The organism is Paenibacillus algorifonticola (genome assembly GCF_000971975.1).
Taxonomy (GTDB): domain Bacteria; phylum Bacillota; class Bacilli; order Paenibacillales; family Paenibacillaceae; genus Pristimantibacillus; species Pristimantibacillus algorifonticola.
This window is the reverse complement of record NZ_LAQO01000033.1, coordinates 58383-84836: the sequence shown is the minus strand read 5'-3', so window position 1 is coordinate 84836 and position 26454 is coordinate 58383. Positions and strand designations below refer to the sequence as shown.

21 protein-coding genes and 1 other annotated feature are annotated in these 26454 nt (G+C 48.7%); of the genes, 17 read left to right on the top strand and 4 right to left on the bottom strand.

Annotated features, from left to right (window positions below; translation table 11 throughout):
- Window positions 1-61 precede the first annotated feature (61 nt).
- The 6 genes from WH37_RS27165 (at window position 62) to tyrS (ending at window position 8814) form a co-directional block, all read left to right on the top strand.
- Window positions 62-1900, top strand: coding sequence for a sensor histidine kinase (locus WH37_RS27165; protein ID WP_046233789.1), 1839 nt, complete (start codon window positions 62-64; stop codon window positions 1898-1900).
- Complete coding sequence (locus WH37_RS27160) at window positions 1875-3437, top strand: response regulator transcription factor (RefSeq protein ID WP_046233788.1); 1563 nt, start codon at window positions 1875-1877, stop codon at window positions 3435-3437. The genes WH37_RS27165 and WH37_RS27160 overlap by 26 nt, the downstream gene beginning before the upstream one ends.
- Window positions 3438-3577: 140 nt before the next feature.
- Window positions 3578-5086, top strand: coding sequence for an ABC transporter substrate-binding protein (locus WH37_RS27155; RefSeq protein ID WP_046233787.1), 1509 nt, complete (start codon window positions 3578-3580; stop codon window positions 5084-5086).
- A gap of 127 nt (window positions 5087-5213) precedes the next feature.
- Window positions 5214-6155: an ABC transporter permease gene (locus tag WH37_RS27150; protein ID WP_046233786.1), complete on the top strand. Its 942-nt coding sequence runs from the start codon at window positions 5214-5216 to the stop codon at window positions 6153-6155.
- Window positions 6156-6205: 50 nt separating this feature from the next.
- Window positions 6206-7084: a carbohydrate ABC transporter permease gene (locus WH37_RS27145; RefSeq protein ID WP_414812431.1), complete on the top strand. Its 879-nt coding sequence runs from the start codon at window positions 6206-6208 to the stop codon at window positions 7082-7084.
- Window positions 7085-7216: 132 nt separating this feature from the next.
- Window positions 7217-7439, top strand: a binding site (T-box leader).
- A gap of 115 nt (window positions 7440-7554) precedes the next feature.
- Window positions 7555-8814, top strand: coding sequence for a tyrosine--tRNA ligase (gene tyrS / locus WH37_RS27140; protein ID WP_046233802.1), 1260 nt, complete (start codon window positions 7555-7557; stop codon window positions 8812-8814).
- A gap of 289 nt (window positions 8815-9103) precedes the next feature.
- Here tyrS and WH37_RS27135 read toward each other — a convergent pair whose 3' ends face one another.
- Entirely contained in the window at window positions 9104-9538 is a 435-nt protein-coding gene (locus WH37_RS27135; protein ID WP_046233784.1) for an HIT family protein, read from the bottom strand.
- Between the two features lie 232 nt (window positions 9539-9770).
- Here WH37_RS27135 and WH37_RS27130 point away from each other — a divergent pair, with 232 nt between their 5' ends.
- Both WH37_RS27130 and WH37_RS27125 read left to right on the top strand, forming a co-directional pair.
- Window positions 9771-10466 (top strand): DNA alkylation repair protein, encoded by a 696-nt coding sequence (locus tag WH37_RS27130; protein ID WP_046233783.1) that lies wholly within the window; start codon window positions 9771-9773, stop codon window positions 10464-10466.
- 84 nt (window positions 10467-10550) lie between these two features.
- Entirely contained in the window at window positions 10551-11369 is an 819-nt protein-coding gene (locus tag WH37_RS27125) for an SPL family radical SAM protein (protein ID WP_046233782.1), read from the top strand.
- A gap of 151 nt (window positions 11370-11520) precedes the next feature.
- Here WH37_RS27125 and WH37_RS27120 read toward each other — a convergent pair whose 3' ends face one another.
- On the bottom strand, window positions 11521-11982 hold the full coding sequence (locus WH37_RS27120; RefSeq protein ID WP_156182388.1) for a hypothetical protein: 462 nt from the start codon (window positions 11980-11982) through the stop codon (window positions 11521-11523).
- 288 nt (window positions 11983-12270) lie between these two features.
- On the bottom strand, window positions 12271-14265 hold the full coding sequence (locus WH37_RS27115) for a DUF4832 domain-containing protein (protein ID WP_046233780.1): 1995 nt from the start codon (window positions 14263-14265) through the stop codon (window positions 12271-12273).
- 658 nt (window positions 14266-14923) lie between these two features.
- Here WH37_RS27115 and WH37_RS27110 point away from each other — a divergent pair.
- From WH37_RS27110 to WH37_RS27085, 6 genes are all read left to right on the top strand, one after another.
- Entirely contained in the window at window positions 14924-16024 is a 1101-nt protein-coding gene (locus WH37_RS27110; RefSeq protein ID WP_046233779.1) for a Gfo/Idh/MocA family protein, read from the top strand.
- 8 nt (window positions 16025-16032) lie between these two features.
- Window positions 16033-16926 carry a carbohydrate ABC transporter permease gene (locus WH37_RS27105; protein ID WP_046233778.1) on the top strand — a complete coding sequence of 298 codons (894 nt, stop codon included), beginning with the start codon at window positions 16033-16035 and terminating at the stop codon, window positions 16924-16926.
- A 10-nt stretch (window positions 16927-16936) separates the two neighbouring features.
- Window positions 16937-17779 carry a carbohydrate ABC transporter permease gene (locus WH37_RS27100; RefSeq protein ID WP_046233777.1) on the top strand — a complete coding sequence of 281 codons (843 nt, stop codon included), beginning with the start codon at window positions 16937-16939 and terminating at the stop codon, window positions 17777-17779.
- A 58-nt stretch (window positions 17780-17837) separates the two neighbouring features.
- A complete protein-coding gene (locus tag WH37_RS27095) occupies window positions 17838-19202 on the top strand; it encodes an ABC transporter substrate-binding protein (protein WP_046233776.1) in 1365 nt (454 codons plus the stop codon).
- 242 nt (window positions 19203-19444) lie between these two features.
- A complete protein-coding gene (locus WH37_RS27090; protein WP_231594382.1) occupies window positions 19445-20950 on the top strand; it encodes a choice-of-anchor Q domain-containing protein in 1506 nt (501 codons plus the stop codon).
- 222 nt (window positions 20951-21172) lie between these two features.
- On the top strand, window positions 21173-22213 hold the full coding sequence (locus WH37_RS27085) for a LacI family DNA-binding transcriptional regulator (protein ID WP_046233774.1): 1041 nt from the start codon (window positions 21173-21175) through the stop codon (window positions 22211-22213).
- A 166-nt stretch (window positions 22214-22379) separates the two neighbouring features.
- Here the strand turns inward: WH37_RS27085 and WH37_RS27080 are convergent, their stop codons facing one another.
- A complete protein-coding gene (locus WH37_RS27080; protein WP_046233773.1) occupies window positions 22380-23285 on the bottom strand; it encodes an AraC family transcriptional regulator in 906 nt (301 codons plus the stop codon).
- 172 nt (window positions 23286-23457) lie between these two features.
- Between WH37_RS27080 and WH37_RS27075 the strand changes: the two genes are divergently transcribed.
- The 3 genes from WH37_RS27075 (at window position 23458) to WH37_RS27065 (ending at window position 26260) form a co-directional block, all read left to right on the top strand.
- The gene (locus WH37_RS27075; RefSeq protein ID WP_177218062.1) at window positions 23458-24099 is read left to right on the top strand and encodes a carbohydrate-binding family 9-like protein; all 642 of its coding nucleotides are present in this window, start codon (window positions 23458-23460) and stop codon (window positions 24097-24099) included.
- Window positions 24100-24358: 259 nt separating this feature from the next.
- Complete coding sequence (locus WH37_RS27070; protein ID WP_046233772.1) at window positions 24359-25207, top strand: sugar phosphate isomerase/epimerase family protein; 849 nt, start codon at window positions 24359-24361, stop codon at window positions 25205-25207.
- 42 nt (window positions 25208-25249) lie between these two features.
- Window positions 25250-26260 carry a Gfo/Idh/MocA family protein gene (locus WH37_RS27065; protein ID WP_046233771.1) on the top strand — a complete coding sequence of 337 codons (1011 nt, stop codon included), beginning with the start codon at window positions 25250-25252 and terminating at the stop codon, window positions 26258-26260.
- The last annotated feature ends 194 nt before the right edge of the window (window positions 26261-26454 follow it).

Here is a 26454-nt window from a genome sequence, read left to right as displayed (position 1 = left end):
GACACCCTGTCTTCCTTTTCCTGTTAACGTCGACATAGGAGCAAGCGGCAAGGGGGAAGGGATGAAGAAGCTGTATATAGATGCGATCAAAAATAATTTATTTGTTAAAATCATGCTTGTTTTTGCTGTCATTATTGTTTGCGCCACAGCGACTCTCGCTTATTTTACAGTCGATTATATGTCCCAGTCGGTGGCTGACAATGAGCTGGAGAAGCAGAAAATGTCCATGGAGCGCGTCAATCAGCAGCTTGCTGGCAAGGTTGGCGTCGTCCAGCAGCAGGTGCAGGACATTTATCGCGACCCGTCCTTCTCCTATTCTTTATCTTATTTGCTTAAGCATTCTTTTTCCGAGTATATGAATTTCAAAATGGACAGCTATTACAATAATTTGGGCAGCGGCATCGATGATTTGGATTTTTTCAAAAAAATGATTGAAAATGATGCAGATATCGCGAATATGCTGCTGTTCAGCTCCGAGAAGCAGTTTCTGTATATGTTTGGGCAAAGCAATTTGACGAAGCTGTATCAGACACAGGCGTCAAAATCCTATGTTCCGGATGCGATGGCGCTGGAAAGCAGCATCGTATCTACGCCAAACCCGTGGGTTCGCAGAACGGTTGGCCAATGGGACGACAAGCTTTTTTCCGTCAGAGTACATATTAATGAGGTAGGCACGCTGAGCAACGTCGGACAACTGCTCGTCTTTTTTCAAGCGGATGCCTTAAAAAAAGCGCTGACGAGCGAGGGGCGGGACAGGCGGGGCTATATTTTGATTTTGTCAGGAGAAGGGCAGGTTATTTTTGACTCCTCGGACCGTTATTACGGCAAGCTCTACCCTTATGTGGACAAAATCAAATCGGTGGACAGCCTCGCTTTTTTGGAGGAGGAGTCCTATATTTCGATGCTCCCGTCCAGCAGCCTCGGCTACACCGTATTTGGCATTATGCCGAAGCGGGAAGTGGAAGCCATTTACGAGCCTATGAAAAATGCGGTCATCGCAGCGAGCTTTGCTTTTATTTTGATTACGATTTCGATTCCATCCTTTGTCGTCTTTAATTTTTCGCGCCGGACGAACCGGATCATCCGCTCCATGCGGCGGGTAGAGACTGGCGATTTGACGATTCGAATTGTCGATGAGAAGGAGGATGAAATCGGTCAGCTCTCGCAAGGGTTCAACAAAATGCTCGATGAGCTTTCGCGCCATATCGACCGGGTGTATGTGGCCGAGCTGAAGCAAAAGCATACGGAATTTGCAGCGCTGCAGGCGAGAATTAATCCGCATTTTCTTTACAATACGCTTGAGGTCATTCGGATGAGGGCCCTTTCCCATGGCGCTGCCGATGTCAGCGAGATGATCTATAGCTTAGCCATACTCTTCAAGAGCTTTGTCCAGCAGCAGACCGTCGTGACGATGGAGGAGGAGCTGGAAAATTGCCGTCTTTATTTGGAGCTGTTTCGCATTCGCTATAAGGACCGTTTTGCCTACGTCATTGGATGTGATCCGGAGCTGAAGGAGCGCATGATGATTAAAATGTCGCTGCAGCCGATTGTGGAAAATTATATTGTCCATGGCCTGCGTTCGGAGGAGGAGGACAACTTGATTAAAGTTACCGCCACTCTGGAAAACGAAATGGTGACGATTGTAGCGGAGGATAATGGAGCAGGCATTAGCAAGGAACGGCTGGAGCAGATTAAACGCTCTCTTGGCAGGTATGCGGTTCAGGAGCCGGTTGATTCGCTTGGACTGCGGAGTGTGAAAGAACGGCTCGAATTGATTTATGGCAAAGACGGAAGGTTCGACATCGAAAGCGTCCAAGGAAAAGGGACGAAGGTTATTTTCGGTTTCCCGGCTTTAAGGAAAGGAGAGATGGAGAATGTACCGCGTATTTCTGGTAGATGATGAGCCGTTTATACTAGAGGGCCTATACGATGCCATAGATTGGGCGGCCCACGGCCTTGAGCTGACGGGAAAAGCGGAAAATGGCCGCAAGGCGCTCGAATTGCTGCAGCAGGTTCCGGCTGATTTGCTCATTACCGATATTTCCATGCCCGTCATGAATGGACTGGAGCTGATTCGGGCTGCGCGAGCGATCAGGCCGGAGCTGAAGGTCATTATTTTGAGCGGCTTCAATGATTTTGAATATTTAAAAGAAGGCATGCAGCTTGGCATTGAAAACTATTTGCTGAAGCCGCTTAATTTCGCCGAGCTGACCTCGACGCTTGCCCATACGGTGAAGAAGCTGGATGAAACGAGGCGGAGCAGTGCTCTTGAAGCTGAGAAAATAGATATTTTAAAAGATACCATTCTTTATCGCTGGCTGACCGCTACGATTGATTCCATTCAATTGCAGGAGCGGGCAGCGATGCTGGATATCCCTTTCAGCGGCCGCTATATTTCCACGATGCTGCTCAGAGGGGGCGGCGAGCGGGAGCGCGGACTGATGCAGGAGCTGCGGCAAACGGCAAATGCCAGCGAAGATCGGCTGTTTCTGCGAAATGTGGAGGGGGATGCCGTACTTGTGTTTATGGCGGAGGAGGAAGCGGATTGCGCGGCCAAGGCGCTGCAATTTGCTTTGCAGCTAAGGTGCAGGGAGGAGGCGCGTCCTTACCGGATCTCCATCGGCTCGCCCCAGGCTAGAGGAGCGCATGAGGCGCTCAGCTATGAGCATGCGCTGCGGGCGCAGGACTATTTTTTGCTGCTGCATAAGGAAGAGATTGCTTTGTATGAGGATTATGCGGCAAGAAAGGATGAGCTGCTGCCTGATGCAGAATTAAACTGGGCCAGCTACAGGAAGAAAGTTTCCGCCGCGGATACGGAGGCGCTTGTCGCTGAGCTGACAAGCGATTTCCAGGCGATTCAAGCTTCTAGCACGGCAACGCCTAGCAGGCTTCGCATGCTGGTGATGCAAACGCTGCTTTGGCTGCATCAGGAGCTGGGAGGAGCCAATACGGTTAATGCCATCATTGCGGACCATATGAATGCTTCCTTTAACAAGGCGGCGAAAGCTTCCGAATGGGAGGAGCTGCTGGCCATTATGACAGGCACGATCCGTGACATGTCCACGATGCTTATTAAAGAGGAGACCAATCCTACGGTCAAGCAGGTGCTGAATGACGTGGAGCAATATTTTGCAACCGATCTGTCTTTGAAGCAGCTCGCACACAAATACCATATTCACCCGGTTTATTTAGGCAAGCTGTTTCAGAAGGAAACCGGGGAAAGCTTTACGGAATACGTCAACAAATACCGGATTGAGCAGTCCAAGCAGCTGCTCCGGACAACTGCGCTGAAGGTCCACGAAATTTCCAGAAACGTCGGCTATTGGGACAGCGGTTATTTTCATAAACAGTTCAAAAAATATGTTGGCGTGACGCCGGCCGATTATAAAAGCATGTTATTTGCAGCAAGCGGCGAAACGGATGACTCGCGTACATAAAGGGTGGCCGTGTATATGTTTATTTTGAACAGCGTTTGTTTAGTTTCTTCTCTATTTGAAAGTGCTTACATCCGGTAATCTACAAGTAAGCGTTAAGCGTTAAGCGATGGTGAAGGGGATACAAAAAAGGGAGGTAACGATTGATGAGACAAAACAAAAGCTGGATGATGCTGCTCGCGGTGCTGCTTTCATTCTCGCTGCTGCTAGGTGCATGCAGCACTAACGGCGGCGCGAAAGAAACCGGGGCACCGGCGGAGAGCGGCACCGGCGGAGGCAATGCGGGCAAAGATGAAACGGTGGAGCTGAGCTGGTACACAATCGGTACCCCGCAAAAGGATGTAAACCGTGTCATGGAGGAAGTCAGCAAATATACGGCTGAGAAAATTGGCGTAACGATTAAAATGACCCAAATTGATTGGGGCGACTACACGCAAAAAATGCAAATTGCTACCTCATCAGGAACACCTATGGACATGATGTTTACCGCTTCATGGGCATTCGATTACGTGCAAAATGCCCGTAAAGGAGCCTTTTACGAAATCGACGATTTGCTGAAGGAGCAGGGCAAAGGAATTGTGGAGACGCTTGATCCAGCCTTCCTTGAGGGCTCCAAGGTAGATGGGCACAACTATGGCATTCCGGCGAAAAAAGAGCTCCCGGCGCTTGAAGTATGGCGCTTTAACAAGACTCTGCTGGATAAATACAGCCTGAGCATGGACGGCATCTATACGCTGGAAAGCATAGAGCCGCTGCTGAAGACGATTAAAGAAAACGAGCCGGACATTACCCCATTCGCCATAACGAAGGATTATATGCCCGTGCTGCCGTACGATTATTTGATCTCCAACCTGCCAATGGTTGTAAGTTTGGATAAAGGCGACTACAAAGTCGTAAACGTGCTGGAGACGCCTGAGCTCAAAGCAGCGCTTGATACGATGCACAGCTATTACAAGAAGGGCTACATTTCGCCAGAGGCGGCAACGACGAACGGACTGGACGATACGCAAAAATCCGGCAAATGGTTCCTTGACCGCGCAGCGACAACGCCATTCGCCGACAATCTGTGGAGCTCAAGCTATGGCTATCCTGTCGTGTCAACGCCAGCAAGCGAATCGATGATTTTCAACTGGTCCGTCATGGGCTCGATGCAGGCGATTTCAGCTAATTCGGAGCATCCGGAGAAAGCGATGGAATTTCTGAACCTGCTGAACACCGACCCGGTATTGCGCAATATGATCGATTCCGGCATCGAAAACGTTCATTATAAGAAAACGGCTGACAATGCGATGGAGAATTTGGATGATTCGAAAAACTATGATATGCCGACCTTCTCGCTTGGCAATGTCACCTTGACGTATCTCAATCCTGGCGATCCTGAGAACAAATGGGACGAATACAAAGTATTCAATGAAGCGGGCAAAGTAGCCCCAACGCTTGGCTTCAACTTCGACACAACGAGCGTCACGACCGAGCTGGCATCGATTCAGAACGTCAAAGGCGAGTTCTGGTCGGCCTTAATGACGGGAACGGTTGATCCGAATGAGTATTTGCCAAAAGCGATTGAGAAGTTTAAAGCAGCAGGACTGGAAAAAGTCATTGCCGAAGCGCAGGCCCAGCTTGATGCGTGGAAAGCGGCTAATCCTAAATAATCCGCAGCGAGGGAGAGGGGAATTTTCGGATTTGCCTCTCTTTCTTTATAACCATTAAAACCCATCATCCTATCATTCTATAAACAGATGAGCATTGAGAAGTTGCCCGTTTAAGGAGATGAACGACATGTTCGACAAGCTGAAAATATTTTTACGGGACATCTTTCGCAATCGAGCGATGCTCCTGATGGTACTGCCGGGTGCCCTATGGTTTTTGCTGTTTTCCTACCTGCCTATGGCGGGAACGATTATTTCATTTAAGCAGTACAGATACAGCAAGGATGGCTTTTTTGCCAGCATCATCGACAGCAAATGGGTAGGTCTGGACAACTTCAAGTTTTTGTTCAGCACCTCGGACGCGTATATCATTACGCGCAATACGGTGCTTTACAATGCGGCATTTATTATTTTAGGGCTCATTTTGGCAGTAGCGATGGCAATTATTTTAGTTGAATTGACAAACAGGCGGCTGAGCAAGTTTTTTCAAACAGCGATGTTTATGCCTTATTTTCTATCGTGGGTCATTGTCGGCTATTTTGTATTCAGCTTCCTCAGCTTTGATAAAGGGCTGATAAACAAAACGTTCGAATGGATGGGCATGGAGCGGATCAATTGGTATTCGGAGCCTTCCAAATGGCCGTTTATTCTCGTATTGGTCAACCTGTGGAAGCTCGTTGGCTACAACAGCGTCGTTTATTTGGCCGCCATTATGGGAATCGACCGCTCCCTGTATGAGGCCGCGATGATCGACGGTGCAGGCAAATGGAAGCAGATCACGAATATTACGATTCCGCTGCTCGTTCCGGTCATTTCGATTATGACGCTGCTGGCCGTCGGAAAAATCTTTTACGCGGATTTTGGACTCTTTTATCAGGTGCCAAGGGATTCGGGCTTGCTGTATTCGATGACCAACGTCATTGATACGTATGTGTTCCGGGGACTCAAAATCAATGGAGAAATTGGCATGAGCACGGCTGCCGGGCTATATCAGTCCTTCGTCGGATTTCTGCTTGTCCTACTGTCCAACTACATCGTCAGAAGAAAAAACAAGGATAATGCCTTGTTTTAAACGAAGGAGGAGTTTCGGTGCCCGTAAAAAAACCAAAGCGTTTCGATCAAATCTCACCTGCTGCCAACTTTCTCCTGAGCCTGCTGACAGGTGTTATTGCGATTGCCTGCGTCTTTCCCTTTCTGTTCGTCGTCATCATTTCATTTACGAATGAAAAATCGCTCGCCTCGAACGGCTACCGCATTATTCCGAAGGAATGGAGCCTGGAGGCGTACCAATATATATTCAGGACGGGCGAGGCGCTGCTGCGCTCGTATGGCGTCACTATTTTTGTAACGGTTGTTGGCACGCTGCTGAGCCTTGTCATTATTACGCTTTATGCGTACGCCATTTTTCAGAGAAGCTTTAAATATCGCCGTTTTTTCAGCTTTTTTGCGATTTTTACGATGCTGTTCAACGGCGGCATGGTACCGACCTTTATCGTCGTTACGCAGCTGCTGCATATGAAGGATACGATATGGGCGCTCATTATGCCGATGCTCGTCAATGCGTTTTATATCCTCATTATGCGAACGTTTTTCAGTACGATGGTGCCAACCGCCATTATTGAATCGGGAAAAATCGATGGGGCAAGCGAGCTGCAAACGTTTATCAGGCTGGTGCTGCCGCTGTCGCTTCCCGGCCTTGCTACGATCGGCCTGTTTAATACGCTCGGTTATTGGAATGACTGGTTTAATGCGCTGCTGTACATTGATGCGCCCAATCTGGTGCCGCTGCAATCGATGCTGATGCGAATTGAAACGAGCATGCAGTTTATTATGCAAAATTCGACCAATGCGTCGCTTAGCACCGGCATTTTGCAGGACATGCCGCAGGATACGTCGCGGATGGCGATGGTCGTGCTGGCGACGGGACCGATCGTACTGGCCTATCCTTTTTTCCAGCGCTATTTCGTTCAAGGGCTGACGATAGGGGCGGTAAAGGAGTAAGCCCATTCATAAAAATTCAAGGGTAATGGCGATCGTAAGCCAATCTTTTTATGCAGCGAAGCCTTTTCTTCAGCTCATTCTTAGGCTTGCAATGATTTTCACGTTCCGCTATACTGTCTATAATCTAATACATGTTATACGTTGATAGAGCGCAGTAGCAGCTTTGTCCCTGTTGCAGAAAGTCAGGGGTTGATGAGACCTGATACATACAAGGGCTGCGAATTACACTCTGGAGTATCTTGGGTAATGCCAAGCGGCAAGGCGAACGATATTTCGCTTAAAAGCGGTATGAGCAGCGTTTTTCGAGCTGTTTGTGCAAGTTGGGTGGTACCACGGTTATTTAATCGTCCCTATGTCTCCAGTAGACGAGGGGCGATTTTTTGTTGCCTGAAAAGGCCCGACCCGGCGCTTTCTCGCTCATTAACGTAAATCATGACCACTATCATCGAATGGAAAAGGGGTTGTTTGCTTTGAATATTATGGATGAACTCGAATGGCGCGATGCCATTAACCAGCAGACGGATGCGGAGGGACTTCGCGAGCTGACGAATACGAAGGCAGTGTCGCTATACTGTGGCGTTGACCCGACAGGCGACAGCATGCATATCGGCCACTTGATTCCGTTTATGATGCTGAAACGTTTCCAACTCGCAGGCCACCGACCAGTTATTCTGATTGGCGGAGCGACCGGAACGATCGGCGATCCGAGCGGACGCCAGACCGAGCGCTCGCTGCAAACGCTGGAGCAGGTGCAGGCGAATGTCGATGCTTTGAGTGCACAGCTGAAAAAGCTGTTTATGACCGACGGCGACAACCAGGTGCGCATGGTCAACAACTATGACTGGACGCACAAAATCAATGTCATTGAGTTTTTGCGCGACTTCGGTAAAAACTTCAGCATCAATACGATGCTGGCGAAAGACGTCGTATCAAGCAGACTCGATAGCGGCATCTCGTTCACCGAGTTTTCGTACCAAATTTTGCAGTCGCTTGACTACTTGCATCTGTTCCAGAACGAGGATGTGCAGCTGCAAATCGGCGGCTCCGATCAATGGGGCAACATTACGAGCGGCCTTGATCTCATTCGGAAAAAAGAAGGCGCAGAGGCGAAAGCATTCGGCCTGACGATTCCGCTCATGCTGAAAGCCGACGGCACGAAATTCGGCAAAACGGCAGGCGGCGCGATCTGGCTTGATCCGAACAAAACGACGCCATTCGAGTTTTACCAGTTCTGGGCGAATACCGATGACCGCGATGTCGTGAAATACTTGAAGTTCTTTACGTTCCTGAGCAAAGCGGAAATTGAAGCGCTTGAGGAAAAGGTGCAAACCGAGCCTCATAAGCGCGAAGCGCAAAAGGCGCTGGCAGAGGAAATGACGAAATTCGTTCACGGCGAAGAAATGCTGGAGCAGGCGAAGCGAATTACAGCGGCGTTGTTCAGCGGAGACATTCGCTCGCTGACGGCGGATGAGATCGAGCAGGGCTTTAAAGAAATGCCGACCTTCACGGTGGACGGTGAGCCGAAAAACATCGTCGACTGGCTCGTCGATCTCGGCATTGAGCCTTCCAAGCGCCAAGCTCGCGAGGATATTACGAAGGGCGCCATCTCTATGAATGGTGAGAAGGTGACGGAGCTCGAATTTACCGTTACGGCGGAGCATGCGATTGGCGGACGGTTCATCATTATTCGCAAAGGTAAAAAAAGCTACAGCTTGGTGAAGCTGAGCTAGAGCATGAAGGCTTTTTTGTGGCCTGACGATCCGCTATTTTAAGCTTTTTGTTGATTTCAGCGTTTGAGCGGACAGGAAAACCGTTATTGCTTAGAATTTTGCGCAAAAACGGGGAGCTCACAGCCATTAGCTGCTCCTGAGTCCGCAAGCCTCTCCATCAAGCGTTGTTTGAGGAAAATAGCGGAATCTCTGTCCGCCAAAGATTCGGAAGGAATCGTTGCCCAGCAAAATAGGTGCAGCGTAAAAATAGCCAAACAGCGTAAGCGAGCTGTTTGGCTATATTTTTTAACTAGTTATGAGGAATTTCGTGCTGGAGGTGGTTGGCTGCCAAGCTGGGCCTGCGATTGTCCTCTTTACCCAGAAAGCTGCGCAAATCCTTGCCTGCCAGAGGCTCGTCAGCAAATCTCGGAATGATATGCAAATGAGAGTGAAACAGATGCTGGCCTGCTGCGCCTTGCGTATTCCATTGCAAATTATAGCCATCCGGCTGATGCAGCTCATCCAGATGCGCCTTCACCTTATGTACAAGCTGATACGTATCGGCCCATTCCTGCTCCGTCAGCTCAAAAACATTTTCCCGGTGCTGCCGCGGCACAATTAAACCCGAACCAATCAAAATGTCCTGCGGCATTTGGTAAAAAATACAGCTTTCATTGCTTAATATAGCTCGCTGCCGCGCCTCTAGTTCCGGCCTGCAAAATACGCATGAATCGTGATTCGTCAATGGAATCGCTCCTTTGAAGGATAGAATGGTAAGGCAATAGCCGATCGTGCATACAGCTCTATTTTACCAAATGATAGCCTATCTGGGGGATGAAATTGAAAGCTATGGGAGCTGAAATAGGGTGTGATATGGATTTCGTTTTCTTGCTCTTTCATTCTCTTAGGCTCACAGCCTTGGCCGCTTGAGGTATAGTAAGGATAAGACGAACTAAATGGAATAGCGGGGGATAGGAATGGACAAAACGATAAGGGAAGAGCTGCTTATGCGTGCGGAGACGGATTATCAAAAGTTCTCTGCGTCGCTGATTCCGAATATCAGCAATGTAATGGGTGTTCGGCTGCCGGAGCTGCGAAAGCTTGCGGCGGTAATTGCGAAGGGCGACTGGCGCGCTTATTTGGCGGAGGCGGACGATGAATTTTTCGAGGAAGTCATGCTGCAAGGCATGGTCATTGGCCTCGTGAAGACGGATATGGAGGAGCTTCAGCGCTGCATCGCTAATTTTGTGCCGAAAATCGATAATTGGTCCGTCTGTGACAGCTTCTGCGCGGGGCTGAAGGTGACAAAAAACCATTCGCAGGAAATATGGGATTTTATCCAGCCGTATTTTGCTTCGGAGCAGGAGTATGATTTGCGCTTTGCCGCGGTCATGCTGCTTAATTTCTATGTTAATGAGGAATATATTGAGCGGGTGCTTCAGCGGCTTGATCAGATTGACCACCCCGCGTATTATGTGAAAATGGCGGTCGCATGGGCGCTATCCATCTGCTACATCAAGCTCCCGGAACCGACGATGGCCTATTTGAAAAATAATGCGCTCGACACTTTCACGTATAATAAAGCGCTGCAAAAAATTACCGAATCGTACCGCATCGATCCGGATACGAAAGCGATTATCCGCAGCATGAAGCGGAAAGTTGTTAAAAGCTAATCAGGCAAAGCTGAATGAAGTAGAGTAAGTATAGTAGTTGGCATACAGCACATGCCTATTATTTAGAATGCCGGAGGGGGCGCGATGAAAAACGAGCTTTTATACAAGCAGCCGAAGACGCTGCTCAACAAAGGAACCGGCTTTTTGTCAGGCTATAGCCATTCGCTCAATCCTTATACGGGGTGCGCTTTCGCTTGCTCCTATTGCTATGTGCGGGGCATGCCAGTATCGATATTTCGTGGACAGGAGTGGGGGAGCTGGGTCGATGTTAAGCTTGGCGCCGCCGAGCTGCTTAAGAAGGAGCTGCGAAAAGCAAAGGCGAAGGGTCCTGTGACAATTTTTATGTCCTCCAGTACGGACCCGTATCAGTCGGCCGAATATAAGGAGCAGGTGACGCGTTCCTTGCTGGAGGCGATGGCGGAGGAGCCGCCGGAGTTTTTGCTTGTTCAGACGAGAAGCCCGTTGGTCACTCGCGATATCGATTTGCTGCTGCGTCTGGGAAGTCGGGTACGCGTCAGTATGACGGTGGAGACGGATTTGGACGCGATGCGCAAGCATTTTTCACCGATGGCCCCGCCTATTCAAGCTCGTTTGAAAGCACTGCGGCTGCTCAAGGAGGCAGGCGTTCCGACTCAGGCGGCGGTTGCGCCACTGCTGCCGAGCAGCGAGGCATTTGCGGGCAAGCTTGCCCCGCTCGTGGATCGAGTGTGCATAGACGATTATTTTATGGGTGACGGAAGCGGAGGCAAAAGAACTAAGCGACTTGGGCTGGAGACGTTGTATACGCAGCTGGGAGCTGAGGAATGGTATGAGCCTTCGGCTTACGAGACTGTTTATCGGCAGTTCCGTGAGGTTTTTGCGGAGGAGCAGCTGTTTATGAGTCAGACGGGTTTTGAACCTTGACAGGAACTGTTTTCATAAGAAAGTTTATAGAGTTTCCCATACTAAAACAAACAAATAGGCCTCCCTGTCAAATTTTTTACAGGGAGGCCTATTTCATAGGTTTTTGTTTCGATGTATGGAATTTTACTCAGAAGTAAAGTTAGAGCTGTATTTATGGAAGTTGTCCGCTCCCTTTATAGGTGGCCGTTTTGGAGTTCCACGTATAGACTGCAGCAGCTAGTGACCAGCCTTCATTATTGTATTTTTTCCACAGCTGAGTCACTTGCCCTTTCTTATTAATGGTTACCCCCTGATCCCCCATAATATCCAAGACGCTTTCAAGCGAAGCCTTTTTTAACCTAAATACTTCCATTCTAGTGTTGGAAGGAAAATATTCATAGGCTACTGCCACATGTTTCTCGGTTTTGGTAACAGAGAAAATTTGAATCGTTGGAGACGCAAAGTCTTCATCGCTAATGATTCCTGTAGTGATAAGCTCAATTGCTCCTTTAGTATTGATAAAATAGAAGTTTCCCGACTCTGCCAAAATAAAATGTTCAGCTTTTTTGTCATTGTTTAAGTCTCCAGATTTGCTAACGGAGATTTTCTCTTTCGGGAATTTTTTCTTAAACAAATCTTCTGGTTTGGAATTGGCTGCATTAGTGATACTTGCAGGAATCATAAGTAATGTGAGGATTAGAACGAATAGAAACCACTTTTTGTTTAAAATAACACTCCACCTACTTTAGCAATATTTTAGATACATATTATAACACTATTCCCGTATATGTCATCCTGAATAATGTATGATTTTTAGGAGGCAAGTTAGTTAAACAAATGATATATTAAAAAAACGGCTGTCGAGCACCCTCGACAGCCGTTTTAACGTTCATTTCCGCAATTTATTCCGTAATCCGTAATATTATTTCGTCACACTGCTCAGCTTATAAGCCCCATCAGCAAGCCTGTTCGTATTCGCAAAGTCAACGCCCGGCGCATTCGTTTGCGGGCTGATGATCGCAATAGCGATATCATAGGTTCCCGCAGCAAGGCCGGAGACGGGAATCGAATCTGTAAGCGTATACGTGCCTGTTTTCCAGGTGCGCAAATCGACGGTTGTCGTTTTCTTTGCTACGACCGTATTGCCGCTGCGCAGCTGAATTTCGACCGGCCAGCCGAATGGGAAGTGCTGGACGCCTTTATTTTCTGCCTTAATGTTCACGTCGAATGAACTTCCCGTTATGGCAGAAGGATGCGAAATTTCCTTCACGACAAAATGATAGCCCATCCGTTTTTTCAGTGTGTCTATATTGCTTTGCAGCGTGTTGCCTACGGCGAGCGAAGCTGGCGAGTTGGGACCGAGCCAGCTTGGCTTGCTCAGCTCCGTCTGGCGTTGCGTTTCCGTAAAGCCGCTGCCCGTAGTGAGCGCGGCGGTCATGCCGGGCGCTCCGCCATAAAACTCCCCGCCAGAAATGCGCGTCTCCCAAAAGTTAGCGTGCGCTGGCTGCTGTTGGCCAATATCATCCCAGTAGCCATTTTGCGTGCCTGTATACCAGCCCCAATCCGCATCGAAGCTGTCTTTATGTCCGAACACATCGTTAAACATGCCCATTACCATACCCTTATTGTTCGTTTTTGCAAGCGCAATGCTGCGTCTGATCAGCACCTGCATTTTGTCCTCTTTGCCGGCAAAGGCATCAATATAATGCTGCACATATTGATTTGAAATCGCATTCGGAGGGAAGGCGCCCGTGTAATTGGCTTCGCCATTGGGGCCTACATAAGGCCATGTATGAAATTCGGCCCAATGCCCAATCGAGCCGATTTGCACAAAAGCGACCGGGCGTTCATTTGTATTATATCGGGCCGCGATCGCTTCAATAGCGAGCTTATGCCGCTCAATTAAATAGGCGGAGCTGTAGTTGGGCGAGAAGCCCATATTGTTGCCAGTGCCCATTCCGCCTGTCGTATCGTTATAAACAGTGCCTGGAGATTGGCCAAGCGCGACCATATCATTGTAAAGCCAATCGGGAATATCCCGATGTGCTGCGCCAGTTGGGCTATCTAGAATAAACCGCAGCACAACTTTAACGCCTAGGCTGTTCCAATGAGCGAAATTATTTGTCGCTTCAATAGCAGCGAAATTATACGTTCCTTTCGTCGGCTCAAGCTCCTTCCAGGTTACCCCGGCATAAACAAGCTTGTGCTGCTGGGGGTAACCCGTCGTTTTAGCAGATGGAGCCCAGCCCTTAAACGGATTATTAAGCGGGCTGTCCAGCTCTACAGGGTATACGACTGTTGTCGCTGCGCCAGGGTCGCCCGACCCGCCGCTTGAAGTGAGCAAATAGGAGGGCAGCGTCTGGTTCGCCGCAGGCAGCCGCGAGGTCGTGGAGTTGTTATCAATATAGCCCGCCTGAATGGTGCTGCCAGCGCTAATCTGTAAAGTAGTCAAAGGTATGGCGACTTCAATAACGGTTGAGCTGCGGAAAAATTGCGAGGAGGAGAGGGTAGTGTTCGCATTCCAGCTCCAGCTGCTTCCGGTTCCCGCATAGCGGTATAACCCGGCATTTTCCAGCAGCCATTCAATGCCGGTAGCTCCCCAGCCTGATGCCTGATAGCCCGTTGCGGTGTTGTTGTCAATATTCAGCCAAAAGCTGCCCATTGCCGTGCTTAAGCCTGAGCCTTGGATAAGCAAATAAAGATTGGTTCCATCGTTTGTCATCTTGAAGCTTTGAGCGGCTCCAGTACCTGTAGCGAGCGCATTAATGCTGCTCCAATCACTTACATTGCCATCGACCGTAATGGTAGCGGCTTGTGCTTCTGGAAGCGTGCCAATAGGTTGGAAGATCGCAAAGACGAGCGCAACAGTCAAAAATAAATGGACCAAAAGCTTTGTGTTGCCGGCTGCTTTAAACATGGTAAACCTCCTTGGGTTATAGGGTTGTCCCGCTAGGCCATTCGAATGAATGAAGGGCCGTCCATCCTTCCATTTTACAGGTAAATCACCCCCTTTCAGCAGGAAAGCGGCTTGCCCAAATCTGCCTTAGTTTTGTTACATTCATGAGAGTATTTTAAGCAGGATCATCTAGGTGATAGATTTTTTTGAATAAGATTTTGCGGCAAATAATTCGAGGAGTTTCATGATGCGAAAGTCGTTTATATGTTGCATTATAGGCGATATGAGCATACAGAACAAGAGAAATTTTCCAGTTCGAGCGTGAAAATTGCCTAAATACAAAGCAGTTGACAAACTTCAATTTAGTGTAATAATCTATATCAAACGGATTAAAGTTTGCGGCAAATGAATATCGAAATAAAAAGAGGGAAGCGTTCAAAATTATTTTGAAAGCGTTTCACATACATGGAAACCTTATATAATCACGGGAAAATCAATGTTTTTAGCAAACTTCAATTTATTTGCCGCAAATAAAGAGAAAAATTAGCCAAAAATTGATTGACAACATGGGCGAACTGTTTTACTATCGTAATCAGATGCAAAACATTGTTAGATAACCTAACATGAAACGCGGTGAATAACTAATACCGCTAAATTAATGACAACGGAGTGTGTAGACATGGGGAACATTAGAATGGCTTTTATCGGTGTCGGCGATATGGGGTCGCATCATTGCATCGGTTTTGATTTGCTTCCGGATAGTGACGTTCGTTATATCTGTGATATGAACGAAGCTAACGTAGCGCGTACAGTTGCTGAGCTTAAAAACAGCAGACCGGTTATTGTGACGGATTACCGTGAGCTGCTTCATAAAGAAGATTTGGATGCGGTTGTCATCAGCGTTCCGAACTATTTGCACCGCGAGGTGGCGGTTGCTTTTCTGGAGGCAGGCAAGCATGTTTTTCTGGAAAAACCAGTGGCCCATACAATTGAAGATTGCGATGCCATTATTGAAGCGGCTGAAAAATCCGGTCGCATTTTGCAAATCGGACTCGTTTACCGTTATTCCAACTTGTACCGCCGGATGGCCAAGGAGCTGGAAAATGGACGTTTGGGCGATGTGAAGCTAATGTGGTGCAAGGAGTTCCGTGATCCATTCCCGCCAACCGAATGGTTTTATGACAAGTCGAAGTCGGGCGGAGCGATCGTCGAAAAGGATTGCCATCACTTTGATATTTTCAACTGGATGATTCAGGCGAATCCGGTACGCGTATTTGCTTCCGGCGGCCAGCATGTGATGAAGCAGGGACAAGAGAACATCATTACCAACTCCTACAGCCATTATCCAGCGAAAAATATTTCCGATACGTCGATCGTCGATCACGCCTTCATTACGATCGATTATGACAACGGCAGCAAGGCGAACCTTGGCCTGTGCATGTATTTGAAGCCGAGAAACTTGCTTGGCGAAGGACTTGAAATCGGTTTAATTGGCGACAATGGCGGACAGATGGTCGCGCGCAATGACAAGACGATTGATATCGTCGGCGGCGAGGATTGGACGAAGGACCATCTCGATATTGATGTATCCTCGGATTCCATTATGGGCGGCCATACGGGCGGCCAAACGCAGCGTATCGATTTCCTGAAATGTGTAAGGGAAGGCAAACAGCCGTTTGCAACGGCACAGGTTGGCCGTAATGCGCTGCTGATCGCGCTGGCTGCCGAAAAATCTATTTTAGAAGAACGGTATGTCTATCTAGAAGAAATCACTGGCTAAGGGGTGTCATGATGAAAAGCTTGCGAAAATATGACACATTGCTGTTTTTCCTGTTTATTATGCCGTGGATCATTGGTTTTACGATCTTCTTCCTAATTCCATTCGGCACTTCGGTGTTTTACGCCTTTACAGATGCGAAGCTGCCGGGCGCGGTCAATTATCATTTTGTCGGCTTCGATAACTTTATTCATATGATCGATGATCCTATTTTTCTAAAAAGCTTGCTCAACACGATGTATTTCGTCGTTTTCGGTGTGCCGATCGTAACGGCGGGCATGCTGGTGCTGGCGATGCTGCTTAATTTTAATGTGAAGGGCATTGCGTTGTTCCGTACCTTCTATTACTTGCCTACGCTTGTGCCGATTGTGGCAACCGTCATTATTTGGCGGCTCGTCTTCAATGCGGAATTCGGCATCTTGAATGCGGGGCTCGGCTTGCTCGGCTTCGACAAAATCGATTGGATCGGCGGCGAGCATACGATTAAGCCGGTTATCATTTTGCTGCAAGTGTGGATTTCGGGAAGCGGGGTGCTGATCTTTCTGGCGGCGCTCAAAAACGTGCCGAGGCATTTGTATGAAGCGGCTGAAATTGACGGGGCTGCCGGTGTTCGCAAATTTTTATCCATCACGCTGCCGATGATCAGTCCTTCCATTTTGTTCGTCATCATTATTCAAACGATGTACAACTTTCAAATGTTTACGGAGGCGCTGCTGCTCTCCAAGGGCGGCCCGAACTACGCAGCTTATACATTTGTCTACAATATTTACAAATCGGCCTTTACCGACTTGAAGTTCAGCATGGCGATGTCACAATCGATTTTCCTGTTTGCGCTGATCTCGCTCGTCACCTTTGTGCTGATGAAAATATCGAATCGCTTCGTTTATTACGAAGGAGAGAGATAGGGGGATCTATATGAATGGCGGGCAAAAGAGCAGCATAACAGCAACGGTCTCCAAATATGCATTGCTGCTCGCAGCGTTGGTGTTATTTGTAGGGCCTCTCGTGTGGATGCTCTCAACCATGATGAAGACGAAGGCGGAGACGTACAAGGTGCCGCCGACTATTTTTCCAGAACATATGAACTTTGAGGCGTTTGAACGATTGTTTGCCGTCCAGCCCATGATGTGGCAGTGGATTCAAAACTCATTTGCGATTTCGTTTTTCGTCGCCTTGGGCGCTGTCGTTTCCAGCTCCATTGTGGCTTATGGATTTTCGCGTTTTGCGACGAAATACCGGGATAAGCTTTTTCCGATCGTGCTGCTGACGCTGATGATTCCGCCGTCTATTATGATGATTCCATCGTATGTGCTGTTTGCGAAGCTGGGGTGGATCGATACGTGGCTGCCGCTGATCGTTCCGGCATGGCTCGGAGGCGCCTATTACATTTTTTTATTCCGGCAATTTTTTCTTACAATTCCGCAGGAGCTCGATGAGGCGACTTATCTGGATGGCGGCAATCGCTGGACCGTATATGCGAGAGTCATTATGCCGCTGTCCAAGCCGATTATTATTACGACGATCATTTTCGCTTTCGTCAACTCTTGGCTCGATTTTCTCGGACCGTTTCTTTATATCAAAAATAATGAGCTGTTCACGCTGAGTGTTGGCCTGCAGCTGCTGATTGGACAAACGAGCCAGGATTTCCCGGCGCTTGCTGCTGGTGCTTTTATTAGCATCATTCCGATTGGCCTGCTTTATTTCTTCGCACAACGCTACATTGTGGAAGGGGTGGTGCTTACGGGCTCCAAAGGATGATGGCGCGTTCCGGTTCTGGTTTTCTTGCTTTCTACATGACGTAAAAGGGGAACTGTATATGAAAACGAAGAGCAAGTGGAAGTTGAGTGTAGGTACTACGTTGTTGGCTGCGTCTATTCTTGTGACGGGCTGCGGAGGCGGCAATACAGGCGGACAGACGAATACGGCGAATCCATCCAATGCGGGTGGCAATTCCAGCGCGCCAGCTGAAGAGGCTGTAACGATTACCTATTCCCAGTGGGGAACGGCGGAGGAGCTTCAGCGCACACAGGAGCTGCTGAATAAGTTTACGGAGGCTAATCCTAGCATTACCGTTAAGCTGGAAGGCAAAGACTGGGGCAGCTACTGGGACGGACTGACGGCGAATGCCGCTGGCGGAACGCTTCCAGACGTATTCAAAACAAGCTATGCTTATGTAGAGAAATATGCGGAGCTGGGCATTTTTAAAGAACTGGACGGCTTGCTTGCCGATAACAAATTTGATTTGAACAATGTGGATCCGAGCCTGCTGGGTCTTCATAAGTATCAGGGCAAGCAGGTGTCGCTGCCGATTGATGCGAACGTCATCGTATGGTACTACAATAAAGCATTGTTCACCGATGAAAAAACAAACCCGCTGAAAGCGCCGATGCCATCGCTTGAGCCAACTTGGGATGAAATTACCGATATCGCAACGAAGCTGACGTTTGATAAAAACGGCAAAAACGCTGGCGAAGCGGGCTTTGATGGCAAAAACATCGTACAATGGGGCCTTTCGATTTCCCCTGGCTCGACAATGGACTGGTTCCTGGAGCCTGAGCTGTGGTCGAACGGCGGCAAGCTGGTCAATGATGACGGAACGCTTGCGCTTGACACGCCGGAATCGATTGAAGTGCTGCAATATTTTATCGATTTGACGAAAAATAAAAAGATCAACACAACGCCTGCGCAAATCGAAGGACTTGGCGGCCAAGTCAACCTTGCGATTACAACGGGCAAGGTTGCGATGAATCCGGGCGGCAGCTGGAATACCGCCAACTATAAAGAAGCGGGCATTGATTATGGCATCTCTTATTTGCCGAAATTTAAAACGAACCAAACGGTTGTTCAGCCTGCGGGCATGGCAATCAGCGCTAATACGAAGCATGAAGCGGCGGCATACAAGCTGCTGTCATGGCTTGCGGGCCCAGAAGGGCAGACGGAGCTGGCGAAGCAGGGCTATTCGATTCCGGCTAACAAAGCGGCATCGGATGCTTATATCGAAACGATGGGCGAAGCGAACAAAATCTTCCTTGATGCCCAGCAATACGGCATCGTATCGCCGTTCACGGCGAAGAAAACCGACCTCGTATGGACGTACGGCGAGCAATCGCTTAAGCTTCCGCTTGCGGGCGAAGGCGATCTAATGGCGGCGATTAAGGAATTGACTTCCAAAGTAAACTAAAACGAAAAACAACAGCAGCATTGGAACCGGGGGTGAGGTTCTAAGCTGCTGTTGTTTTGTGTTTATATAAGGTACGGCCTATAGAATGACGATATAATAGAAAAGGTAGCCATAGAGAGATCTATCTGACAAAATAAGCAGAGGGCTGCAGCATAATGGCTGCTACTATGAAAGTGGAGCATTCCTCAAGGAGATGATCGTTCGTAATGAAAATGAATAAATATGTAACAGCCATACTCGGCATGGCGGTATTCACCTTGTGTGTCATCGGTGTTTCGGGACCGGACGTTTCGGCGGAGGGGGCCGATTATTATGTCGCAACGACGGGCAATGATTCCAACGCCGGTACGATAACCGCGCCATGGAAAACGCTGCAGCATGCAGCTGATGCCGTACCAACTGGGAGTACGGTCTATGTTCGCGGCGGCGTCTACAACCAGAAGCTGAAAATAACCCGTTCCGGCTCTGCTGCGGCAGGACCAATCATCTTTACGAATTACGCTGACGAGGCAGCTGTGATTGATGGTACGGGACTAACGGCGAGTGGTGCGGAAGGTCTCGTTAGCTTGACCGATGTCAGCTATGTTACAGTTAAAGGCTTTGAAATCCGCAATTTTACAAGCGCTTCGAAAAATAGGGTGCCAATAGGCATCTATGTAAGCGGAGCTGGCAGCTATATCAGCCTGCTGGACAATAAAGTTCATGCTATTAAAAATACGGTGACGCCGACAGGCAGCGATTTGCTGGGCCGCGATGCCCATGGCATTGCCGTATACGGTACGAAGTCGCCGGCTTCCCTGAACAATCTGACGATTGACGGCAATGAGCTGTACAATTTGGTGCTTGGCTCCAGCGAATCGCTTGTGCTCAATGGCAATGTGGATACGTTCGAGGTAACGAATAATCTGGTCCATGACAATGACAATATCGGCATCGACCTGATCGGCTTTGAGGGGACAGCCCCGAATACAGCCTATGATCAGGTGCGCAACGGTCTAGTGAAGGGCAACCGGGTCTACAACATTACGTCAAATAACAATCCTTCTTATAGGAAAAAGCTTCCAAACAACAGCAATGCAGCTGACGGCATTTATGTCGATGGCGGCAAAGACAGCATCATCGAGCAAAACTATAGCTACAACAACGATATTGGCGTCGAAATTGCTTCCGAGCATAAAGGCAAATCTACGAGCAACATTACGGTTCGCAGCAATATCATTTACAACAACCGTCTAACGGGCATTGCAATGGGCGGCTATGATAAGCAGCGCGGCTCCACGACAGACAGCAAAATCGTCAATAATACGCTTTACAAAAACGATACAATCGGCGACGGCGCAGGCCAGCTTTACGTTCAATTTGATACAAAAAATAACATTATTAAAAACAACATTATGGTGGCCAGCTCGACAGGCGTCCTCATCTATAACGAATATACGCAAAACTCCGGCAACATCGTCGATTATAATTTGTATTCCACGTCAGGTGGAAGCTCGGATGCTTACTGGGTTTGGAAAAATGTCGAGTATGACGGCTACGCAGATTACAAAGCGAATTCTGGAAACGATTCGCATTCCTTATTTGCAGACCCTAAGTTTGTTAATGTCTCCTTGAATGACTTCCATTTGCAAGCGACGTCCCCAGCTATTGATGCTGGCGATACGGATACCGCAATTATCGGTACGCTGGATATGGATGGGCAGCCGCGTGTACAGGGCGCAGCAGTCAATATTGGAGCAGATGAGTAACAACAGCCTACGACAGGCAAACGGTTAAAAAGACGCAAAAAACGTCAGGGAAAAGCAAGCTTCCCTGACGTTTTTTTGTTGTGAAGAAATGGCGATTTCCTTGACTTCCCCGGGGCAGGGCTATAAAATTATATTTGCCGCAAATTAATGTTGGTCAAATAAAATTTGCCCCAATTATAGTCGGGCTTTTATCTACTGCTTGGGTGAAAAGAGGAATCAGGAATGGCTAAACTGAAAGATATAGCGGATCGCGTTGGCGTATCCATCTCGACGGTTTCACGCGTGATGAAAAACGATGCCAATCGCTCCGTTAGCGACGAGACCCGTAAAAAAATTTGGGAAACCGCCGAGCAGCTTGGCTATCGCACGCTTCGACCGGCAAAGAAGAAAAAGGCAGAAGCCAAAACAGCCTATCGGATTGGCTGCGTAGTGGCGATTCCGCAAAACAAATACAACAACCCTTATTTTTCCGTCATATTGGAAGGGATAGAGAAGGAGCTTGCCGCCTCAGGCATGCGCCTCGAATTCGTATACAGCATTGAGAAGGAAGCCGATACCGAGCAGCTGCAAGCATTGGTGGAGGAGCATCAAATCGACGGCATGCTCGTAGTGGAGCGCATTGATCCTGAAGCGTACCGCTGGATTAAAGCGAATGTCCGGGCGGTCGTCGGCGTCGATATTGCTGATAGAGAGGTTCCGGTTGTCAGCTATGACCGGGAGGCGGCTGCGAAGGAGGCTGTTAACCATCTCATTGAGCAGGGCCATCGCCACATCGCTTATATTGGCGGCTCGGAATACAAGGACGACTTCCGTGCGGAAAAACGTTTTCTCGGGTATCAAAGCGCCTTGAAGGAAGCGGGCTTGCCGATTGACGATGAATGGGTCATTGATGTCAAATGGGATGTAGCGCTCAGTTACGAGCTGACCAAGCAGGCTTTTGCGAACAATGCGCAGCGGCCGACGGCTATTTTTGCCGCGAGTGACATGATGGCGATTGCAGCGATGCGTGCAGCGACGGAGCGTGAGCTGAAAATTCCCGATGACATCGCCTTTTTCGGCGTCGATAACATTGAAATATCCGAATTTACATCGCCGCCGCTTTCGACCATTCATGTGCCTAAGCTTGAGATGGGCATGTTCGCGGTCAAGCTGCTGATCGATTATTTGGAAAATCAATATGAAATCGCGGTCAAAATGGTCATTCCCTACCGATGCCTACTCCGCCATTCCACCAGCAGCAAGCTTGCGCATGTGACGACATAACGCAGCTTCATCTACACCTATAATCAAGCTATAAGATTATGCTCGGATATGGTATTTTGCACTCTGGGCGCGGTCAATGAAGGACCCCGCAATAGCAAGAAGGAGAGGACTTCTGATGTAAATCAGGCGTCCTCTTTTTTTGTTTGCTTGTTACCGGGCTTGCTGCTTATAAAATGTTGGACAGCTTGCGGTATTCGCGCGGTGAAATACCTTCATGGCGGCGAAAAATACGGCTGAAATAATGAATATCGGGATAGCCAACGCTTTCGCCGATGCTTTCAATCGACAGCCCGGATTCACGCAGCAGCCTTCTCGCCTCCCGGTGGCGGATCGATTGGACGAATTCGCTCGGCGGCATTCCCGCTATTTGCTTAAACAGCTTCGCCATATGATCGACGCTCAAATTAAGCCGTTTCGCAAGGCTTGGGTTCGTCCATGGCTCCGCTGGCGCGTCTTCGATTTGCTTCATCACCTCCAGCAGTTTGTCCCCATGCACAGAAGCCTGCGCAACAGAGCTTGATAAGGAGGAGCGCAGCAGATGGGTGAGAATTTGCAGCATATACGCTTTGCAGGCGAGCTCATAGCCGGGCGGGCGCATCGTAAACTCGTGCACGAGCTGCTCCATGAGCTGAACGCATACGAGTGAAGGCGTATAGACGATGCTCGCCGATAACGAAGCCAGATGCTCCGCGCAAGCTTCCACTGCAAATTTATCTCCTTGGGCCTCTTCTGTATAGACGACCATATCCGCCTCTGTCTGAACATCCAGCTCATCGAAAAAATCAAAGTGAATGCCAAGAAACCTTGCTTCGGGAGTCGATATAATCTCATTTTGGTGATAGACGCCAGAGGGCAAAAAAATAAGCTGACCCGCAGTAAGCGTATAGCGCTGTCCGTGCATATAGGTGGCTGCTTCGCCATGGGCAACATACAGCAGCTCAAAATCATACAGCCTTCGCCTCGGCATCGGGCCCGGAGGCAGGGTTTGGAACTGGGCATAATGGACGCTCGGCGACCATTCCCGAAAAGGAGCTACCCTTTGCAGAGGGTAGCGTGCAGCAAGGTTGTCCACAGAGTCAACCGCCTTTCCTATATTTGTATGCGCAATAAAACGGAATTGTGCAAATAATCTCTTTTTCGACTAAATAAAAATCCGATTAAATCGGCTATTATAAATGTATTATCACATGTTTGCTAATGGGTTTCAACATCACGGATTTTGCTAAAAAAGGAGTATGAAGCTGATGGAATCCGCTATTGCCGCCATTGGCGGCAGCTACATTTGCAAGCGGATGGAGCCCGCAGTATCTGGCGCTTCATCCGTTTCGCTGGATTGGGGCCATTGCGAGGCGTTGGAACTGGTTGAGACGGTAACAGGCGCGCCGCCACGGGAGCGGACGGAGGTAAGGATGGGCTGGAGTTCGGAGCATTTGCATATCCGTTTCGCATGCAGGGATTCGCATATCGTATCTGATTTTACGAAGCGGGACGAGCCGCTTTATGAGCAGGATGTTGTCGAGGTGTTTATTGACGAGGAGGGGGAGGGTCGGCGTTATATGGAGCTGGAGGTTAGCCCTTATAACATCGTATTTGATGCTGTCATCGAAAATGACGGCTCAGGAGGCATCATCTCCTCCGATCTGAATTGGCAGTTTTCCGCCCTCCAAACGACCGTACAATCAGACGGTCAAGGAAATTTGCTCTATTTCATTGATATTCCAGCATCCAATTTCAAGCGTCCTTTCGCCCCTGGTTTAACGATGCGAATCAACGTTTACCGCATCGATCAGGATGTTCAGGGTATTCGCGAGTATCAAGCATGGCGTCCTACGCGAGCGGTGAACTTCCATCTGCCGCAGTATTTCGGCAAGCTCATTTTTAATTAAAGTTTCTTAATTAAAAGGCGGGTGAAAAAGGCAAGCGGAGTAAAAGGTTTGGATTTGAGAAGCGTGAGCGTTCGCCTAAAGCTTTCCGTAGGAAAGCAGCTTCGTAAGGATATGCCTTTGTCTTTTGTTTTCCACCGATGAAGCATGTATTGTTCAGGAAAACAAAGGGCAACAGCGATCGAAAACTAAACCTTTTACGCAGCGCCGATCCTTTTTCACCCATCTTTTAATCTAATTTATTTAACAGGAGGAAACCCAAATGAAAAAAGGGATTAATATTTGGTCATTCAAAAACGACACCACCATCGCCAGCTGCATCCAAACGGCGAAAAAAGCCGGCTTTGATGGCATCGAGCTGTCGCTTAACGGCACGGGCGAGCTGAGCCTCGCGGCAACGGATCAGGAAATTCGCGACATCAAGGCGCGTCTAGAGGAAGCTGAGCTGGAAATCGCGGGCCTTGCGACAGGTCTATATTGGGATTATGCCATGACAAGCGCGAACCCGGAGACGCAAAGCAAAGCAATTGATATTTGCAAAAAACAGCTGGAGCTTGCGGCGGCGCTTGGCGTCGATACGATTTTGGTCATCCCTGGCGCGGTTGGCGTTGACTTTATTCTCGGCAGCGAAGTAACGGATTACGAATATGCGTATAACCGTGCCCAGGAGTCGATTGCGAAGCTCGTCCCTTTTGCCGAAAGCGCGAACGTATCCATTGGCATTGAAAATGTATGGAATAAATTTCTGCTGTCGCCGCTTGAGCTGCGCGGGTTTATTGACTCATTCGGTTCGAGCTATGTAGGCTCCTATTTCGATGTAGGAAACGTCGTGCAAAACGGTTATCCGGAGCAGTGGGTACGCATTTTGGGCAACCGGATCAAAAAGGTTCACTTCAAGGATTACCGCCGCCAAGCGGGCGGACTTCATGGCTTTGTCGATCTGCTTGCAGGCGATGTAAACTACCCAGCTGTCATGGAGGCGCTGCAGGCGATTGGCTATGACAATTACGTAACGGCCGAAATGATTCCGCCGTACACGCATCATGCCGAGCAAATTATTTTCAATACTTCAAAAGCGATGGACGCGATTTTGGGCCGTGGAAACGCTTAGCCTATTTCGCCTAAAGCATTTATTTGATAAGGGGGATTCACCATGTTAAAAGTAGGTCTAATCGGTTTCGGTTTTATGGGACGCATGCATTTCGACAACTACGTTCGTCTGACAGAAGAAGGCGCGCCTGTGCAATTGGCAGCGATTTGCGATCTGATGATCGAGGAATTGAAAAATGGCAAAGCTTCCGGCAATATGGCGACGGGCCAAGAGGTTTATGATCTTTCGCCGTACAACTTGTATGACAGCATTGAGAAAATGCTCGAAAACGAGGAGCTCGACATTATCGACATTACACTGCCCACTTATTTGCACGCAGAGCTGACCTGCTCGCTGCTGGAAAAGGGGCTGCATGTGCTGTGCGAGAAGCCGGTAGCCGGCAACTCCGCTGATGGCTGGAAAATGGCGCAAACGGCTGAGCGCACAGGCAAAACGCTGATGATTGGTCAATGCCTGCGCTTCTGGCCAGCTTATGAATATTTGAAATCCGTTGTTGACGATGGTCGTTTTGGCGCGGTAACGGGCGGTTATTTCTTCAGAGGCTCTGCCGCTCCTAAGGGCTGGTTCCTTGATGGCAGCAAGAGCGGCGGGGCTGTGCTGGATATGCATATTCATGATACAGATATTATCCACTGGCTGTTCGGCAATCCGGAGCAAGTATCGACGCTCGCTCGCAACGTCATTCCTGGCAGCGGCTACGATACCGTATCAACACATTACGTCTACCCGGACGGCAAAGTGCTGAATGCGCAAGCCGATTGGACGCTGGAAGGCGATTTTGGCTTTGCGATGACGTACCGCGTCAATTTTGAAGGCGGCAATCTGCTGTTCGAGAACGGACAGGTTAAAGTGAATCCAAACCATGAGCCGGGTTTTGTAGCTGATCTTTCGCCGGACATGGGCTATTACCGCCAAATCAAATATTTCCTTGAATCGGTAAAAGCGGGTACGCCCGTATCGGTATGTACGCCGGAAAGCGCTGTTGGCACGCTGGAAATTATTGAAGCAGAGCTTCGCTCGGCGGATGAGCGCGGCGCGTTAATCCGCTTGTAAGGATGTATTTGGAGGACAAACGGCCAACTTAAAGGCGCGTAGAAGCATAGGATAGCCCCTTTCGCTATAGCCATATGGCGGGAAGGGGCTATTTTTATTATTATTGTTTGTTTTGTGAAAAATATCACATACCTACCGCTCATTGTTGTTTATACTGATGGTGAGAACGATGAAAGCTGTACAGGGAGGCGTTT